The sequence below is a fragment of the Candidatus Neomicrothrix sp. genome (genome assembly GCF_035329545.1).
In the GTDB taxonomy this organism is placed as follows: Bacteria; Actinomycetota; Acidimicrobiia; order Acidimicrobiales; family Microtrichaceae; genus Microthrix; species Microthrix subdominans.
Genome location: NZ_DAOLGP010000005.1, coordinates 148859 through 166484 on the forward strand (window position 1 = coordinate 148859; position 17626 = coordinate 166484).

A 17626-nucleotide genomic window follows, 5' to 3' on the forward strand; every position below is an offset into this window, starting at 1 on the left:
CTCTCCCGACGAGGGAGGGATAGCTTCAACACATGGCGATGGAAACTCTCTCTGAAGCGATGACCCGTCTGGTACAGGACGGGTACACCGAGGACGTATCCGCCCACGACGACGGCAAGCTTCACTGCTCCGGGTGCCATTCGGCATGCGATGCGACCAACATCGGCATCGACCATGTGGTGCGCTTCGAGGGGGACAGCAACCCCGACGACGAGGCCGTGCTGTTCGCCCTCGACTGCGGCGCGCACAAGAGCCTGTACGCGGTGGCCTTCGGACCCGAAACTCCGCCCAACGACGTCACCGCTGTTCGGGCCCTCTCCAAGCGTCACCGCCACGCCGCCGGCTAGGTCGTCGGGCCGATCCTGACGTCCTGCCGCTGTTTCTTGGGCCGACGAAGCGAGCCTCAGCCGTTGCGTGTGACCCAGTTGATCTCGGCGTCGGGTCGGCGCAGGTAGATCGGCTCCACTTCGCTCTGGTTGACGAACTCCTCCCGCATCGCCCGAGGGTGGGCCAGCTGCACCAGCGACGAGGCCGACGGGTGGGACAGCGCCGGGTCGGCCAGCTCGAAACCGCCGATCTCGCCGAGCACGTCGGCGTAGCGATGGGCCCCGTCGCCCACCCCGAGGGTTGGTTCCGGATCAGCGGTCAGCTCTGACGCCAGGTCGTCCGGTGAGCTGATCTGGTAGTCGTCGATGCGCTGCACTCCGCCCGGCACCGCGCGGTAGATCGCCCAGTACACCTCACCGCGTCGGGCATCGATCACCGACACCACCCGTCGGCCGGTGTAGCGCAGCGGGAAGGCGACGAGATCGAGGCTGGGCACGCCGACCATCGGGATCCCCAGAGCGTGCGCCATCGCCTTGCCGTGGGCGAGGCCCACCCGAAGACCGGTAAAGAGCCCGGGGCCCACGTCCACCGCCACCGCCGCCAGGTCCTCCGGGGTATGACCGGACTGGCCCATGAGAAACTCGATGGCCGGGCCGAGCGTCTCCGCATGGCGGCGACCACCCCGCAGGTGGGTCTCGGCGAGCACACCGCCATGGTCGACCAGCGCAGCCCCCACCCGGTCGGTTGCGGTTTCGATGCCCAGGATCAGCACGGCTCCTCGCCCTCCAGGGCAACGCCCCTGTCGTCGAGCGCCTGCGCCAGCGCCCGGTCAAGGCTCTGGTGGCGCCGCCGCTCGGTGCCGAGCAACTCGAGGGTGACCACGCGTTGATCGAGAGCGTCGCTACCGGCGGCGTCCGGTTCCCCGTCGTCGTCAACCGGCGCGAGCTGCAAGGTAACCACCAGCCGAGACGGCCCCAGCAAGGTTTCGATCGCCTCCCCCCACTCGACCAGGGTGACCGCCTCGCCGTCGAGCAACTCGTCGAGCCCGAGGGCTTCGGCCTCGTCGAGCGTCCCCAACCGGTAGACGTCGAGATGGTTGATCACCAACGTTCGTTGGCTCCCTTGGGTGTGTTGGGTTCCGTCGTACTGCTGGAGGATCGCAAAAGTCGGGCTGGTCACCGGGTCGGTCACCGCCAGCTCGAGGGCCAGGCCCTGGGTGAAGGTGGTCTTGCCGGCACCGAGATCACCGCTGAGCACGACGACGTCGCCCGGCTCCAGCCAACCGGCCAGCGACGCCGCCACCGCCTTGGTGCCCTCGGCCGACAGGGTGCGCAACCGACGCGACGACTCCGCCGGTGGCCCTGAGAATGCCTGGTCGCGCTGGGTCACCGCCTCAGGATAGTTCCCCATCCGAGGCGACCCCGAGGTAGCGGCGCCGCAGACGCGCCCCAAGGCGGGTCACGATCTCGTAATTGATCGTGCCCATCCAGCCCGCCCATTCGGTGGGGCTGATCGCGACGCCGGTCTGGCTCTGGGAGGCGACCGGCTGAGCGCCGAGCAACACCACCTCGTCGCCCACCCCGACCGATGGTCCGTCGGTGCAGTCGAGCACGAGTTGGTCCATCGTGACCGCACCGAGGATGGGCCGCCGAACGCCCCCGACCAGTGCGCTGACTCCCGGCTGCCCGCTCGTCGCGGCGCGTCCCGCCCGTGGGTCCAGGCCGATCCCACGGGGGACGCCGTCGCCATAACCAATGGGTACAACCCCGAGCATCGTGGGCCGATCGGTCACCCGGTGGTGGCCGTAGCTGACGCCCTCCCCCGCCGGCACCGCTTTCACCAGGCTCACCGCGCTGAGTACCCGCAGCGCCGGCCGCAACCGTCGCACCACCTCGTTGCTCTCCAGCTGAGGCGACGGCGCCAGCCCGTACAGCGAGATGCCACAACGCACCAGGTCGAAGCGGGCGTCGGGCCTGGTGATCGTCGCCGCCGAGTTGGCGGCGTGGATCATCGGGATCTCGTTGCCGGTGAGGTCCAGGCTGGTTAGCGCCTCCTCGAATCGGGCGAGCTGAAGGTCGGTGGTGGGCTCGGTCGGCTCGTCCGCCCGAGCGAAGTGGGTGGCCACCGCCACCGGTTCGATCCCTGGGAGTCGGGCCGCCTCGGCGCGCAACGAGGCCAGCTGACGAGGTTCGACGCCGGCGCGTCGCATGCCCGAGTCGACCAGCAGGTGAACCCTGGTCGACGGGTTGCCACCCCCGAGCTGGCGATGGGCGGCGGAGATCGCACGGAGCTCGGCGACCGAGGACACCATCAGCTCCAGCCGGTGGGTCACCGCATCGCTCATCGAGTCGTCCGCCTGCGGGCCGAGCACCAGGATCGGCGCATCCAGCCCTGCAGAACGCAGCTCGGCCCCCTCCTCCACCATCGCCACGCCCAGCATGTCGGCCCCTCCGGCCAGCGCCGCCCGAGCCGCCGGAACTGCGCCGTGCCCGTAGCCGTCGGCCTTGACGACCGCGCACAACCGGGCGGGCCTGGCCACCTCCGCAAGCACGGCGGCGTTGTAGGCGATGGCATCGAGGTCAACCTCGACGAAGCTCGGACGCGTCACGTCAGGGCCCCCTACCCCAAGTCGGGAGGGGGAACGCCCACCAGACGGCACGCTGGGCTCCCGAGTTCCAGGCCACACCCCAAGTCGGGAGTGGAAACGCCCACCAGACGGCACGCTGGGCTCCCGAGTTCCAGGCCACACTCCAAGTCGGGAGCGGAAACGCCCACCAGACGGCACTCCGGGCTCCCGAGTTCCTGCGCTCCTCGCGGGTTGAGGAGCCCCTCACGGGTGGTACCCGTCGGTGACGAGCTCGTCCAGCGTGGCGGCGACCAGGTCGGGCAGGTCGCTGGCCCGAAACCCGAGCTCCGGGCCCCGCATGGCTGCCCGGCCGTGAACGTGGGCCGCCAACGCAACGCTCATCAGCGGATCGGCACCGTCACGGGCCAGGGCGGCCCCCACGATGCCGGCCAACACGTCGCCGGTGCCGGCGGTGGCCAGGCGCTGGTCCCCGCTGGTGCTGATCGCCACCCGCCCGTCAGGCCCGGCGACGACGGTGGTCGGACCCTTCAACAGCGCGATGCAGTTGCCCCGTCGGGCCAGCCGAAGTGCCGCCTCCAGACGGTCGCTTCCTGGCGGGTCCCCCATCAGCGCGGCGTATTCGCCATCGTGCGGGGTGAGCACGGTCGTGGCCTGGCGCCTGGCGCAAGCGTCCAGCAGCCGTTCCCCGCCGCCGCCGAGCGCATCGGCGTCCAGCACAGCTGGTGCGTCGCTGAGCGCCAGCAACTCGATCACCCCGTCAAGCACGCCCTCATCGCGCCCCAGCCCGTTGCCGATGACCAGCGCCCCAACCCGCTGTTCTGCGGCCACCGTCTCGGCCCAACTCGATCCGACGCCGCCGTCCCCGTTCAGTTGTCGGGTAACCGCCTCCACCGGTAGCGGAGCTGCGGGCAGGTGGCCGTGTGGGCCGGGGACACCGGTCCCGTCGGTCCGGATGCGAGAGTCCTCGCCAACGGAACGCTGCGACGACGGCGCCGGCGGTGCGCTGACCAGCACATATCCGGCGCCGGCGCGGCTGGCTGCCTGGGCGACGAGGGCAGCGGCGCCGGTCATGCCCGGTGAACCACCGATCACCCAAACCGCGCTCTGCCACTTGTGCGCACTGGTCGATCGACCAGGCCAGTGACATGCCACGTCGTCGTCGGTGACCAGTCCCCTGGTCAGCCGTGAGCCCGAGCCCACCTCGGCGTCGACGCTCAACCCGATGCCGGCCACCTCGACCGCGCCGCAGTACTCAGGTCCTTCGCCGAGGATCAGCCCGCTTTTCAGCGCAGCAAAGGTGATCGTGGCGTCAGCCCGCCAAGGTCGACCCCGCAGCTCCCCGGTCAAACCATCGAGGCCAGAGGGGATGTCGACCGCCAGCACGGGGACACCCCCGGGCGCCGGCGGAGGTTCGTAGGGGCGGCTCAAGCCGGTGCCGAACGCGGCGTCGATCAGTAGGTCGTGGGCGACCGCCGTCGGCACGGGCTGATCGTGTGTGCCCACGCTGACACGGACACCTCGGCGGCGCAGCAACTCGGCAGCCACCCGACCGTCCGCACCGTTATTGCCGGGCCCGGCCATGACATGGACACGACGCCCGTAGGCGCCGCCGAGCATTCGCAACGCCTGACGCGCCACGGCGGCGCCGGCACGTTGCACCAGCTCGTCCATTCGATCGGCAGCGGCGGCGTCGACCGCCGTCATCTCCTCGGGCGTGAGCACCGGTTCCATCTCCAGAGCTTGCCACCTCGACCAACTCGGGAGCCCAGACAACCACCAGACCGCGCCCTGCACTCCCCAGTTCGCCCCACGCCAAGTCCCGGCCCCGAACCCGGGAGCCCAGACAACCGCCAGACCGCGCCCTGCACTCCCCAGTTCGCCTGCGACCGAGGCCGTTGGGGCCTTGTGGGGAGTCGCGCTATCGGGCGGCCGGCCTCGCCCCGCTCGTTGCATCGAGCGCGATGACGACGGTCTGGGCCACCGTGTCGGTGTGGGTGGCCGAGACCAACCACGAGGCGATGCCGGCGGCCTCGGCCAGCGGCACGGCCGCACCGTTGAGGCTCAGCGCCGGGGCACCCGACTCGCTGCGGTGGAGCTCGATGTCGTGAAACCCCACCGGACCCAGCCCACACCCCAACGCCTTGGCCACCGCCTCCTTGGCGGCGAAACAGATGCCCAGGTGGCCGATTTCGTCGCCGCCTGTGGCGGCGTCGACCAACTCGGTGGTGGTGAAACAGCGCTCCCGCATGGCCGGGGTGCGTTCGAGCACCACAGCCAACCGTTGCACGTCGACAGCGTCGATGCCGACCGCCACCGCATTGGCGGGGACACCCCCGCCGAAGTGCACCGAGACCGCGCCATGGACACCGTCGAGCCGGGGCTGCGACGACGCAGCGCCCTCATCGGCGTTGTCATGGCCATCCCCGCCGGGGTCGGCGTCAACGGCCGGAATGCGCTCGGGCATCGGGCCGTTGGACGCCACCCAGTGGATCGGGCTCATCGCTGCGGCACGGCCTGCGCTAGCCGCCCGCCGGTGCACTGCGCCAGCGCTCAGCCAGCTCCAAGACCGGCAGTGCCAACAAGTCGATGACGGGCTGTTCGGCCAGCAGGTCGTCGCGGAAGTGCTCCTCGGTCTCGGTGACCGCGTCGCTCAACCCCTGATACCGCCTGCGATAGCCCTGGAGCACGTTGCGGGCTGTCTTCGCGTCCAGGTGGCCGGCCAGCTCGACGTGCAACAACACGAGGCCGGTGGTCACCCCATTCTTCACCTGGGGGGCGATCAACACCGAACGGCCGTCTTTGCGACCTCGGGTGACCAGCAGCTCCTGCTCGCGGACCACCAGGTGCTTGGTTCCCCGAAGGCGGGGGTCACGCTCGAGTCGGGAGGTCAGCGCTGCGGCCACCCCGCCCTTGTCGAGCACGGTGGCTGTCGGCGTGTCACTGTCGGCGTCGGTAACGTCGTAGCGCACGAAGCCGCGCACCTCGGCGACCGCCGGCGACAGATCGGCCAGCGTACGCAGCGTCCGGTAGCTGATACGGTCCCGGTTGGCACCGGCGGCGAACAGCTCCTTGACCAAGGGGATCTCGAGCACCGACTCGTCGCTGCGGCTGATGCCCACGGTGACCGTCTTGGCCTGGTGCTTGATCGCATCGATCGGACGGGTCAGCTCGTCGATCGCATCGTTGAGCGCAGACGTCAGGTCGTCGATCAGCACTCCCGGGGTGCCGATCTTGCCCAGCTCCACCTGGTAGGCGTCGAGGGGCGCAATACCCAATGTGAAGCGGAATGCGGTGGCCACCCGATGGGCGGTCGACGCCTCCATGTGGCCGTTCAGCTCGCCGGCCCGAAGCGCCGCAAACCAGCTGTTCGCCGGCGCCGCCAGCTCGTCGCGCAGGCCTGCGAGGAGCTGGCCAGCATCCTCGCCAGCGGCCAGGGCCCCCTCGACGACCACCCGGGCCTCACGCAGGATTCGGGCCTGGGCGTCGATCGCCAGGGCCGCTTCGTAGCCAAACAAGTGCCCGGCCATGGCGGAGAGGATGAACGCCAGGCGTGGATGCGTCTCGGGAACGGAGATCACGTGGGCCGCAGCCGTGAACTCGCTGGCCCCTTCGGTGGCGATCACGATCGGGGCGGCCTTATGAGCCCGGAAGATGGCGATTTCCTTGCCGACATCGTCGGCGGTGGAGCCGACCAGCCCGGCGGCGCAGACGAGGATCAACGGCTCGGACGACAGGTCGATGTGCTTCTTGTCCTCGGTGGCGTCACACGCGATCGACTTGTAACACAGCTCGGAGAGCTTGATCCGCACCTCGCGAGCCGAGATGATGTTGGGCCCGTTGCCGACCAGTGCCCAGTAGCGCCGCGACACCGCATACCGCTGGGCGGCCTCGGCGGCCTGGGGCCGCACCTCGAGGGTGGCCTTCAACACGGCGGGCAGCACGGCCAGCGCGGCCAGCACCTCCTGCTCCTCGGGATCGTCGGCGGTGCGGGCTCCCGGGATCTCGGCGGCGATGCCGTAGGCCAACAACATGCCGGCGGCGATCTGTGAATAGAACGCCTTCGTCGAGGCGACCGACATTTCGACGTCGCGACCATCGGCGGTATAGAGCACGCCGTCGGCCTTGTCGGTCAGGTCGCTGTTTCGCCGGTTGACGATCGCCACCACCTTGGCCCCCCGGCCCCGAGCGAGGTCGACGGTGCGGTTGGTGTCGGTGGTCGTCCCCGACTGGCTGATCGCCACGATCAGGGTGGTCGACATGTCCGAGCGCAACTGGAAGCCCGACAGCTCGGTGGCGGGCAGGGCATCGACGTCGATGTCGTTGTCTGCGAGCAGGTTGGACAGCTGAAACGCCAGGCTCTGGCCGGCCACGGCGGCGGTGCCCTGCCCGATGACCAAGACCCGGTCGATCGTGCCGTCGGTCAGCGCTGCACGCACACCCTCGGGCAATGTGGCGTCGGGGAGGCGCACGTCGTAGCCACCATCGGGACGTTCGAGCAGCTTGCCCCGAAGGGTCTTGGCGAAGGACGATGGGGCATCCCCCAGCTCCTTGAGCAGGAAGTGGGGGAAGTCGCCACGGTCGATGTCGCGCGTGGTGACCTCGCCGGAGACAACGTCACCCTCAGCCACCGGCAGCTCGGTGCCGTCGTAACCCCAGCGGGTGATGCCAGCCAGGCTGCCGGCGGCGGACGCATCCAGGCGCACGATCTGTCCGCGGGTGGCGTTGGCGTTGGCCGGGTCGCTCGGGGTCTCGCCGTCCATGCGCACGTAGCTGGCGGTCTCCTCGATCACCCCGTAGGGCTCCGAGGCGATGACGAAGGCATCGTCGGCCAGGCCGACGTACAAGGCCTGGCCCGAGCCCCGAAGGGCGAGCATCAGCTCGCCTGGACGAGCGGCGCTGTTGGCGGCGATCGCCACCGATCCCTCCATCGGCGCCACCGCATTGCGGAACGCCACCTCGCTGTCCTGGCCTTCGGCCAGACGGCGGCTCCACAGCACCGGGATGACCTTGGCATCGGTCGTTACCTCGGCCGGCAGCTGCAGCGTCTCAGCCGCCGCCAGGTCGGCGTGGTTATCGACGTCGCCGTTGAGCACCGCCGTGGTGAAGGGCCGGGTGTCCCCGCCGGTCGAGCCCCGCTGCAGCGCGCTGACCGCTGCGAGTTCCTCACTCGACTGGGGGTGGGCGTTGGCCTCGGAGATGATGCCGACCGACGCCCAACGGGTGTGGCCGAGCACCATCGTCCAGGCGTGGGGCGATTCCAGCGCCAGGTGCAACAGTTCGTCGCCCAGCACCGCCGAGCGGATCGCGGCGGTGTTGTCGCCCAGCTCGCCGATCTCGGCGGCCGCCTTGTAGACGAACGACAGGGCCCCTTCCGGCGTGCGGACGGCACCGGAGCCAAAGAACGGGTAGCGACGCTCGTCGAGCAGCGCCTGCACCTGGGGTGACTCGAGATCGAGGCCGTGGCCGGTGACGAGCAGCTGGATACCGGCCGAGTCGCGGCCGCGCACCTCGAGGCGGTCGAGCGCCGACAACGCCTGATGCACCGATAGCCCGGCGGCGAGCGCCCCATCTGTCGGGTCCAGGCCCATCAGCTCGACGATGCCTTCGGCGGCGCGCAAACGGTCGTGGGCGATCGCCCAGGACGGATCGCGCAACGCGATCAGCTGGGCGTTGATCGCCTCGACCCGGTCGGCGGGCACGAGCCCCTCTGCCTCGGCCGCCTCGATCCGGTCGGCCAGCGCGTCGAGCCGCTCGCACGCCAGCTTCAGCTCGGCCGACTGTTGTGGCTCGGCGAGCAGCGCTGCGGCGCCGTTGAGCCCGCGCAGCGATTCGTCGACGAAGCCGGCGGCTTCGATGGCCTCGCCCAGCATTTTCCAATTTGGGGTCTCGCCGTCACCGGCGAGACGGTCGGCGGCGTTGGTCAGCTGGCCGACCAGCGGGGTGAGGTCGATGGGCTGCACCGCAGCCGGTCGACGCAACAGGGCGATGATTCCACACATCGAGGGCAACTCCTTGAGCCGAGATAGGTTCGGCGAGTGGGGTGATCATGATGGTGTTGGCGTCCGCAGGGACTGGCGGAACCATCATGGCGATCGGTGGCAGTGCCCTGACAGTGTAGAAGGTTGCGGCTCTGGGGAGCCGCCCCGGCCTGAGTCCTACGCCAACGCGGCGCGTGCGACCTCGGTGGCCAGCTCGTCGGCCACCTCGGCGGCAAGCTCGGCGGTCGGTGCTTCGACCATCACCCGAACGACCGGCTCGGTGCCCGAGGGACGGATCAACACCCGACCGTCGTCGCCCAGACGGGCCTCGGCGCGGTCGACCGCATCGCCGATGCGCTCCAGCAGGTCCGGAGGCCGAACGTCGAGCGAGACGTTGCGCAGCTTCTGGGGCAAACGCACCATCGCTTCGGCGGTCAGCTCGCCCAGCGGCTTGCGCCGGTCGGCCATCACCCGCAGCAGGCGGATGGCGGTGAGCAGGCCATCGCCGGTGGTGGCGACGTCGGCAAAGATCACGTGCCCGGACTGTTCGCCGCCAAGCACCAGACCCTCGCGTGCCATGGCATCGACCACGTAGCGGTCACCAACCGGCGTGACCACCACGCCGATGCCGGCCGCCTCCATCGCCTTGCGGAAGCCCAGGTTGGACATGACGGTGACCGCAACCGCCGAATTGTCCAACTTGCCGGCCCGAGCCATCTCAAGCGCGCAGACGGCGATGATTTGGTCGCCGTCGATCTCGTTGCCGTGCTCGTCGACGGCCAGGCAGCGGTCGGCGTCGCCGTCGAGGGCGAACCCGACCGCACCGTCGAGGTTCATCACCGCCTCGCGCAGCGGGCCCAATGCGGTGGATCCGACGCCGTCGTTGATGTTGGTGCCGTTGGGCAGGTCGCCGATCACCCTCAGCTCGACACCCAGGCGCCGCAGGGCCCGGGGCCCGATGGCCGATCCGGCGCCGTGGGCGGCGTCGAGCACCGCCACCATGCCGTCAAGTGCCCCGTCGCCGCCACCGGCTTGCACCAGCTCGGCCACGTAGTCCTCGGCCACCTGAGGTTCCCACTCGATGCGGCCCACCTCGGCGCCGGTCGGCGGCGGGATCTCCTGCGCCATCTCGTTGGGGCCGACCACGCGAACGCCGCGGCCGGTGGTGAGGATGGCCATGATCGTCGACTCGATCCGGCTCTGCTCGGCATCGGACAGCTTCTGCCCGCCGGGACCAAACACCTTCAGGCCATTGTCCTGGAACGCATTGTGCGACGCCGACACCATCACGCCGGGGCAGTTGCGCACTCGAGCCTCACGGGCGACGGCCGGCGTCGGGATCACCTCAAGCTCGATGGCGTCCGCCCCGGCGGAGGCGACCCCGGCGGAGACCGCCGCGGCCAGCATGGAACCCGACCGCCGGGTGTCGACGCCGATCACCACCTGAGTGGTGTCAAACGCGTCGACGACGGCTGCGCCCAGTGCCAGCGCAAAGGTGGGGGTCAACTCGGTGTTGGCCACGCCCCTTACGCCGTCGGTTCCAAAGCGCAGGCTCATGACCGAAGTGCCCCACCGCGTTCGGGGGCGCCCACGTCCATCAGCGCTTGGAGTACTGCGGCGCCTTGCGAGCCTTCTTGAGGCCGTACTTCTTGGATTCCTTCTCGCGATCGTCGCGGGTGAGGAAGCCGGCACGCTTGAGCGACTCGCGCAGGTCGGCGTCGAGCGCCACCAGGCCCCGGGCGATGCCGAGGCGCATCGCGCCGGCCTGACCGGTCGGGCCGCCACCGTGGATGGTGGCGTCGATGTCGTAGTTCTCACCCATCTCGGTGAGAACCAGCGGCTCGGCCAGCACCATGCGGTGGGTTTCGTTGGGAAAGTACGCCTCAACCGGACGATTGTTCACCGTGATCTGGCCGGATCCATGACGGACCCGGACGCGGGCGACGGCGCGCTTGCGTCGGCCGGTTGCTTGAACGAGGGGGTGTCCCATGATGGTGCTCCTGTGGAGGGTGCTCAGCGCGCCCGGGCGTGTTCGATGGCCAACGGTTGAGGCTTCTGGGCGGCGTGGGGATGCCCACCCTGATCCTGAAATTCGGTGGATGTGTAGACCTGCAGCTTGCTCAGCATGCGTCGGCCCAGGCTGTTCTTGGGGATCATCCCTCGAACGCTGCCCCGCACTGCGTCGGCCGGATCCTTGTCCATCATCGCGGCGTAGGTGGTCTCCTTGAGGCCGCCGGGGTAGCCGGAGTGGCTGTACATCGGCTTGCGCTCGGCCTTGTTGGAGGTGAGCACCACCTTGTCGGCATTGATGATGATCACGTGATCACCGACATCGGCGTTGGGGGCGAAGGTCGGCTTGTGCTTGCCGCGCAAGATGGTGGCGACCTCGGTGGCCATGCGGCCGAGGACCAGGCCGTCGGCATCGACGACATGCCAGGCTCGCTCGATGTCGGCTTCGTTGGGGGCGTAGGTGCGCACCGGAGGTTCCTTTGCGGATGGGGAACGGTGGGGAGAGAAAACGGGTCGGCGCAGGAGGAGCGCCAGGAGGCCACGTGGGCGACTCGCCATGGTAGACCCAGATCGGCGCGATTCACCAATGATCGGCGGAGATCGCCCGGGGACCGGGTGCGATCGGTTCGCTCAGCGGTCGGAGTCGAAGCGCACGCGGACGTCACCTTCGGCGGGCGCGACCTCGCCGATGACGCTGGCTTCCACCCCAACGCTGCGGGCGGCGGCGATCACCTCATCGGGCTTGGGCGTGGCGATCACCATGCCGATTCCCCCGCCGCAGTTCGTCCTCGGACACGGCGCCGCGTCGGGCGATCTCGGCGACGATCGGGGGGCGCTCCCAGGCGGTGTCGTCCAGGTGGGCTGCGAGGTGCTCGGGCAACGCCCGCGGCAGGTTGCCCACCAGCCCACCGCCGGTGATGTGGGCCACCGCATGCACCGGGGCCTCAGCCAGCATCGCTTGCACCGCCGGCGAGTAGATCACCGAGGGGCACAGCAGCTCGTCTGCGACGGAGGGCCCTTCGGGTGCGCCGGGGTAGGCCGGAGCGGCCAGCGAGGCCCGCGGGTCGTCGGCATCGATCAGCACCGACCGGGCCAAGGAGAATCCGTTGCTGCGCAGGCCGGGCGACCGCAGGCCGACCAGCGAGTCGCCGGGGACGACGGCATCGCCGGTGATCATCTCGTCACGTTCGACGACGCCGACGGCAAAACCGGCGACGTCGAGCGCATCGGGGTCCATCGTTCCGGGGTGTTCGGCCATCTCGCCACCGATGAGCGCACAACCGGCGATCTCGCAGCCCTTCACCAGGCCGGACATCAACAGCTCAACCCGGTCGGGGTCGAGACGACCGACCGCCAAATAGTCGAGGAAGAACAGCGGCTTGGCGCCCGAGCACACCAGGTCGTCGACCACCATCGCCACAAGGTCGAGGCCCACGGTGTCCCAGCGGTCGGCCAGACGCGCCACCTCGAGCTTGGTGCCCACCCCGTCGGTCGATGAGACGAGCACGGGCCGTCGATAGCCGGCGGGCATTTCGAAAAGGCCACCGAAGCCGCCGATGTCGGCGATCACCCCGGGGGTGTGCGTCCGGCGCAACATGGGCAGGATGCGACGCACCGCCTCCTCCCCAGCGTCGAGGGAGACGCCCGCCGCCGCGTAGGTGGCGCCGCCGGAAGGATTCGCTGTCGGGTGATCGTTCGAAGCGCTCACCGACCGGCACCAATCGATGCCGGGGTGCGGTCTCCTGCTTCTTGACGGCCGGGGGTTGCGGCGTCTCCATCAGTCCCGAGCAGAGAGGCCTGCGACGGCTGCGGGGCCTTTGGGGCCTCCAGCACGTCCTTGCCCAGGTTGACCGGGATCTCCACCGGATACTCCCCGGTCAGACATGCGGCACAGAACTCGTCGGCCGGGTCTCCGTCGCTGCCCGCGGACGGCCCGACCGCCGCCAGCAACTTGTCGAGCTCGAGGTACACCAGGCTGTCGACCCCGAGATACTCCTCGATCTCCGGCACGGTCATCTTGGCGGCGAGCAGGGTGTCGCGAGCGCCGGTGTCCATGCCGTAGAAGCACGGCCAGCGATAGGGCGGCGACGACACCCGCAGGTGTACCTCGGCGGCGCCGGCGGCGTAGAGCATGGCCACCATCGCCTTGGTGGTCGTGCCCCGGACGATCGAGTCATCGACGACGATCAGGCGCTGGCCCTTGATATTTTCCCGCAGCGGGTTGAGCTTCATGCGCACCCCGAGCGATCGCACCTCTTGGGACGGCGCTATGAACGTTCGACCGATATAGCGGTTCTTCACCAGGCCCTGCCCATAGGGAATGCCGCTCGCCCGGGCATATCCCTCCGCCGCCGGCATGCCCGACTCGGGCACGCCCATCACCATGTCGGCCTCCACCGGCTGCTGAGTGGACAGCACCTCGCCCATGCGCACGCGGGCCCGGTGAACGCCCCGTCCACCCAAGAAGGTGTCGGGCCGGGCGAAGTACACGAACTCAAACAGGCACAGCGTCGGGTTGATGCGATCGTCGTCGAAGGGGAAGCGGCTGCGCGGCCCGGCGTCGTCGATGACGATCACCTCGCCGGGCTCGATCTCCCGAACGAACTTGGCGCCGACGACGTCGAGCGCAGCCGTCTCCGATGCCAACACCCAGTCATCGTCCAACGCGCCGAGCACCAGCGGGCGGAACCCGTTGGGATCGCGCACGCCGATCACCCGGTCGGTGTCGCACAACACCAGCGAGAACGCTCCCTCGAGGCGGGGCACCACATGGGCCACGGCCTCGATCAGCAGTTCGTCCTCGGCCACCCCGCGCTCCCAGCCCACCCCGAGTTCATCGGCGAGCAGTTCGGCCATCAGGTCGGTGTCGGAGGTGATCGTGCCCGGCAGCACCGCCGTCTCGGCGGCGAGAGCGCCCGAGTTGGTCAGGTTGCCGTTGTGGCCAAGCGCAAAGTGGACCAAACCGGTGGACCGGTACACCGGCTGGGCGTTGTGCCACTCGCTGGACCCGGTGGTCGAGTAACGGGTGTGGCCGATCGCCAGATCCCCGTCAAGCGCCGCCAGCGTGCGATCGTCGAATACGTGGGACACCAGACCCATGTCCTTGACCACGGTGATGTGCTCGCGATCGCTGACCGCCATGCCGGCCGATTCCTGGCCGCGGTGTTGCAGCGCGTAGAGCCCCAGGTAGGTGAGATGCGAAACGTCGCGCCCGGGACCACGAATGGCGAAGACCCCGCAGGCCTCCTTGGGCCGATCGTCGTCGAGGTCGGCCCCGTTGGCGTCGGACGCGCTGGCGTCCCACGATTCGGGTCCGTCGATGAGGGCCAGATCATCCGGAGGAAACACCGCGCTCAGTGTGTCACGGGAACGCGGTCGACACCATGTGGAGCACCAGGTCGACGGTCGTCTGGCCGGCGCGGTGGTTCAGGGGCCGGGGGCGACGGCGACAGCCGGGCCGGCGCCCGATCCTGGCGACTTGGCACCCGGGTCAGCGATGGCCAGACACAGCACGATCAGCGACGGGATCAGGATCATCGCAAGGAAGACAAAAGGTGTGAGGTCGCGAACCGAGCGCTTCCGCTTCGAGACCGGCGGCCGGTCCGCGAGATGGTCGCCGACCCCGCCCGACAGGGAACGACCCGCTGCGCCGATCGGAAGCGGTGCGGTGACGTTGGGCACGGTCATGGGCGGTCCTTTGACGTGCTGGGGACGGAGCTCGACGGGCGGTTCACTCCGACAGATTGCCGGAGCCGAGTGCCGCTGGCAATCGGCTGCGCCACTCGTCACGAAGTGTCTGCAAATCCACGGTAACCACCTGTCCCAACCGAAGGACGGACCCCCCGGCATGGCCAAGGGTTACCGCATCAACGCCGACGGCGTGCGCACGGTCCAACACCCCATCCAGCTCGTCCTCGGACACAGCGACGACCATGCGGCCGGCCGACTCGCCAAACCATCCACCCGTCGTGTCGGGGATTGTCGAACCGGTCCGGTCTCCGCCATCGTGGCCGTCGGTCTCGAGGCCGACGTCGCCGGCCACCGCCATCTCGGCCAGCGCCAGGGCCAGGCCACCCTCGGAGACGTCGTGGACGGCCAGCGCGGTGCCATCGGCCACCAACGAGCGGGTCAGCTCGGCCACCGTCTTCACCGCCGCCAGGTCGGGCTCGGGCACGCGACCGCCCCGAAGCCCCTGATCCCAGGCCCAGCGCGAGCCGGCCAGGCCCTCGGTGGGCGTACCGAGCACCATCACCGTCGTTCCCTCGGCCAGCGTCAGGCCCGGCGGCACGGCGCTGAGGTCGTCGATCAGGCCCAGCGTGGTCACCACAGGGGTCGGGTCGATGTTCCGTCCGCCGGAGGTGTTGTAGAGGCTGACGTTGCCGCCCACCACGGGCAGGTCCATCGCCGTGCAGGCCCCGGCCATGCCGTCGACGGTGCTGCTCAGCTGCCACATCACCTCGAAATGTTCCGGGTTGCCGAAGTTGAGGCAGTTCACCAGCGCCAGCGGTCGGGCGCCGACCGCAGCCAGGTTCATCACCGACTCGGCGACCACCATGGCGGCGCCCCGCTCGGGGTCGCTGGCGGTCCAGCGGTGGTTGCCGTCGGCGCTCAGGCCGAGGCCACGGCCGGTGTCGGCGCCGGTGCGCGGATCGCGCAGGCGTAGCACGGTGGCGTCGCCCCCGGGGCCGACCACCGTGTTGAGAAACAGCTGGTGGTCGTACTGGCTCGACACCCACGAAGTGTCCATCACCATGCCGAGCAACACGTCGGTCTGGTCGCCGGTCGCAGCAACATCGGGCTCGTCGGCCCAGCGCTCGTCCAGGTCCTCCGGCGGCGCCAACGGCCGCCGCAACAGCGGCGCGTCCTCGTGCAGCGTGGTCGCCGGCACCTCGGCCAACACCTCGCCGCCCTCCTCATCGAACACCCGCAACAGGCCAGTGTCGGTCACGGTGCCGATCGCCGATGCCCGCACCTCCCAGGCGTCGGTGATCGCCAACACCGCATCGAGGTTTTCCGGCTCGACGATCGCCAGCATGCGCTCCTGGCTTTCGGAGGTGAGCACCTCGACCGCGCTCATGTGCAGCTCCCGCTGGTGCACGGCCGATACGTCGACGTCCATGCCCATGTTGGCGTTGGCCGCCGTCTCGGAGGTGGCGCAGGTCAGGCCCGCGCCGCCCAGGTCCTGGATGCCGACGACCAGGCCGGCGTCGAGCAGGGCCAGCGTCGCCTCGATCAGGCGCTTCTCCTCGAAAGGGTCGCCCACCTGCACGCTGGGGCGCTTGGCCTCGTCGCCCTCGGCAAACTCGGCCGAGGCGAGCACGCTCACGCCGCCGATGCCATCGCGGCCGGTGGAGTTGCCCAGCAGCACCGCCAGGTTGCCCTCGCCGGAGGCCTTGGCCAGCACGAGGCGCTCGGTGGGCAGGATGCCCAGGCAGAACACGTTGACCAGCGGGTTCTCGGTGTAGGTCTCGTCGAACACCACCTCGCCGCCCACGGTGGGGATGCCGACCGAGTTGCCGTAGCCGGACACGCCCGACACCACGCCCTCGGCGATCCAGCGGCTGCGGGCGTCGTCGAGCGGGCCGAAGCGCAGCGGGTCCATTAGCGCAATCGGGCGAGCGCCCATGGTGAAGATGTCGCGCACGATGCCGCCGATGCCGGTGGCAGCGCCCTGGTAGGGCTCGATGGCGGACGGGTGGTTGTGGCTCTCGATGCGCAGCGCCACGGCGATGCCGTCGCCCACGTCGACGACGCCGGCGTTCTCGCCCGGGCCGACCAGCACCCACGGGGCCTCGGTCGGGAACCGGCCCAGGTGCACCCGGGAACTCTTGTAGGAGCAGTGCTCGGACCACATCACCGAGTACATCGCCAGCTCGAGGTGGTTGGGTTGCCGGCCGAGCAGTTCGCCGATCTGGGCGAACTCGTCGTCGGTGAGCCCGAGCGCCTGATGGAGCGGCGGCTCGGGGCTACCGCTCTCGGCGTCGAGGTCGGCTGCCTGGGGGGAGGGGTCGCTCACACGACCCATCCTACCGATCCGCCCGCACAGGGCTCCCGAAGGCTGCAGCGCAAAGTGGAACGGTATCGGCCTCAAGGGTTCTCGCCGTGGGGCACCACGTCGATGGTCCGCCATGGCGGTTTGGCTCAGAGTCCCGTTTTGCAGTCGTCGGCTGCTGCGTCGAGTTCGGCGGCGGTGACGTGGCGGCCTTTGATGGTGACTGCTGTGCCGTCGGTGTCGTAGAGGTACCCGTTGGTGTCGGCCAGCATCGTTTCGTTGGGGGAACAGCGGAGCTTCGGGGGTCGGCCTGGGTGCTCTTGGCGCGGTGGTGCTCATAGGTATCAGGCCCGTGTGCCCGGGCATGGCCTCATGGAGCGGATCTTTCGGTAGGCATTATCCGTCACGACGGCGCAGCCGGTAGCGGTCAGCGCATCGAGCTGCAGGGAAGCATCTCGATCGGCCATCGAGACCTGCGCATATCGAGAAGGTGACCGCCCATCGAGCGACCGTCTCAATAACGGTGCTTGACCGGTCGGCTGAGACGCTGATTCCGAACACGAGTTCTGAGACACCACCCGGCGCCGTCCTGTCCGTTTCGACAGTCACCAGCGCTGGTGTTCACAAACGGTCGTATTTGAGACGGCCGGATTCCGGCCAGTGAGCGATTACGAGGCGCTGCGAGATTGACCGGCGGCGACCGACTTCGCCGGGTACCGAGTGGTCGCTCGT

At 69.4% G+C, this 17626-nt stretch carries 16 protein-coding genes; 1 reads left to right on the top strand and 15 read right to left on the bottom strand.

What is annotated here, in order from left to right; translation table 11 throughout:
* Window positions 1-32 precede the first annotated feature (32 nt).
* A complete protein-coding gene (locus PKD89_RS04855; RefSeq protein ID WP_287380054.1) occupies window positions 33-347 on the top strand; it encodes a hypothetical protein in 315 nt (104 codons plus the stop codon).
* 56 nt (window positions 348-403) lie between these two features.
* Here the strand turns inward: PKD89_RS04855 and tsaB are convergent, their stop codons facing one another.
* The 15 genes from tsaB to PKD89_RS04930 form a co-directional block, all read right to left on the bottom strand.
* The gene (tsaB, locus tag PKD89_RS04860; RefSeq protein ID WP_287380052.1) at window positions 404-1099 is read right to left on the bottom strand and encodes a tRNA (adenosine(37)-N6)-threonylcarbamoyltransferase complex dimerization subunit type 1 TsaB; all 696 of its coding nucleotides are present in this window, start codon (window positions 1097-1099) and stop codon (window positions 404-406) included.
* A complete protein-coding gene (gene tsaE / locus PKD89_RS04865) occupies window positions 1093-1737 on the bottom strand; it encodes a tRNA (adenosine(37)-N6)-threonylcarbamoyltransferase complex ATPase subunit type 1 TsaE (RefSeq protein WP_324332290.1) in 645 nt (214 codons plus the stop codon). Before tsaE ends, tsaB begins: the two co-directional genes overlap by 7 nt.
* Entirely contained in the window at window positions 1721-2935 is a 1215-nt protein-coding gene (gene alr, locus PKD89_RS04870) for an alanine racemase (protein ID WP_289010670.1), read from the bottom strand. Before alr ends, tsaE begins: the two co-directional genes overlap by 17 nt.
* 222 nt (window positions 2936-3157) lie before the next feature.
* Window positions 3158-4645: a bifunctional ADP-dependent NAD(P)H-hydrate dehydratase/NAD(P)H-hydrate epimerase gene (locus tag PKD89_RS04875; protein ID WP_289010669.1), complete on the bottom strand. Its 1488-nt coding sequence runs from the start codon at window positions 4643-4645 to the stop codon at window positions 3158-3160.
* A gap of 187 nt (window positions 4646-4832) precedes the next feature.
* A complete protein-coding gene (locus PKD89_RS04880) occupies window positions 4833-5414 on the bottom strand; it encodes a holo-ACP synthase (RefSeq protein WP_287380045.1) in 582 nt (193 codons plus the stop codon).
* Between the two features lie 19 nt (window positions 5415-5433).
* Window positions 5434-8913: an SIS domain-containing protein gene (locus PKD89_RS04885; RefSeq protein ID WP_289010668.1), complete on the bottom strand. Its 3480-nt coding sequence runs from the start codon at window positions 8911-8913 to the stop codon at window positions 5434-5436.
* Between the two features lie 156 nt (window positions 8914-9069).
* Window positions 9070-10449, bottom strand: a complete 1380-nt coding sequence (locus tag PKD89_RS04890; protein ID WP_287380042.1) for a phosphoglucosamine mutase — start codon at window positions 10447-10449, stop codon at window positions 9070-9072.
* Window positions 10450-10489: 40 nt separating this feature from the next.
* On the bottom strand, window positions 10490-10882 hold the full coding sequence (gene rpsI, locus PKD89_RS04895) for a 30S ribosomal protein S9 (RefSeq protein ID WP_287390421.1): 393 nt from the start codon (window positions 10880-10882) through the stop codon (window positions 10490-10492).
* A 23-nt stretch (window positions 10883-10905) separates the two neighbouring features.
* Complete coding sequence (gene rplM / locus PKD89_RS04900) at window positions 10906-11370, bottom strand: 50S ribosomal protein L13 (protein WP_287380038.1); 465 nt, start codon at window positions 11368-11370, stop codon at window positions 10906-10908.
* A gap of 162 nt (window positions 11371-11532) precedes the next feature.
* Window positions 11533-11664 (bottom strand): hypothetical protein, encoded by a 132-nt coding sequence (locus PKD89_RS04905; RefSeq protein ID WP_324332291.1) that lies wholly within the window; start codon window positions 11662-11664, stop codon window positions 11533-11535.
* Window positions 11636-12610 (bottom strand): phosphoribosylformylglycinamidine cyclo-ligase, encoded by a 975-nt coding sequence (gene purM, locus PKD89_RS04910; protein ID WP_324332292.1) that lies wholly within the window; start codon window positions 12608-12610, stop codon window positions 11636-11638. The genes PKD89_RS04905 and purM overlap by 29 nt, the downstream gene beginning before the upstream one ends.
* Window positions 12607-14250 carry an amidophosphoribosyltransferase gene (purF, locus tag PKD89_RS04915; RefSeq protein WP_289010667.1) on the bottom strand — a complete coding sequence of 548 codons (1644 nt, stop codon included), beginning with the start codon at window positions 14248-14250 and terminating at the stop codon, window positions 12607-12609. Before purF ends, purM begins: the two co-directional genes overlap by 4 nt.
* Window positions 14251-14328: 78 nt before the next feature.
* Window positions 14329-14589 (bottom strand): hypothetical protein, encoded by a 261-nt coding sequence (locus PKD89_RS04920; RefSeq protein ID WP_287380033.1) that lies wholly within the window; start codon window positions 14587-14589, stop codon window positions 14329-14331.
* A 43-nt stretch (window positions 14590-14632) separates the two neighbouring features.
* Window positions 14633-16927, bottom strand: coding sequence for a phosphoribosylformylglycinamidine synthase subunit PurL (purL, locus tag PKD89_RS04925; RefSeq protein ID WP_289010666.1), 2295 nt, complete (start codon window positions 16925-16927; stop codon window positions 14633-14635).
* Between the two features lie 116 nt (window positions 16928-17043).
* Complete coding sequence (locus PKD89_RS04930) at window positions 17044-17166, bottom strand: hypothetical protein (RefSeq protein ID WP_287380029.1); 123 nt, start codon at window positions 17164-17166, stop codon at window positions 17044-17046.
* Window positions 17167-17626: the final 460 nt, after the last annotated feature.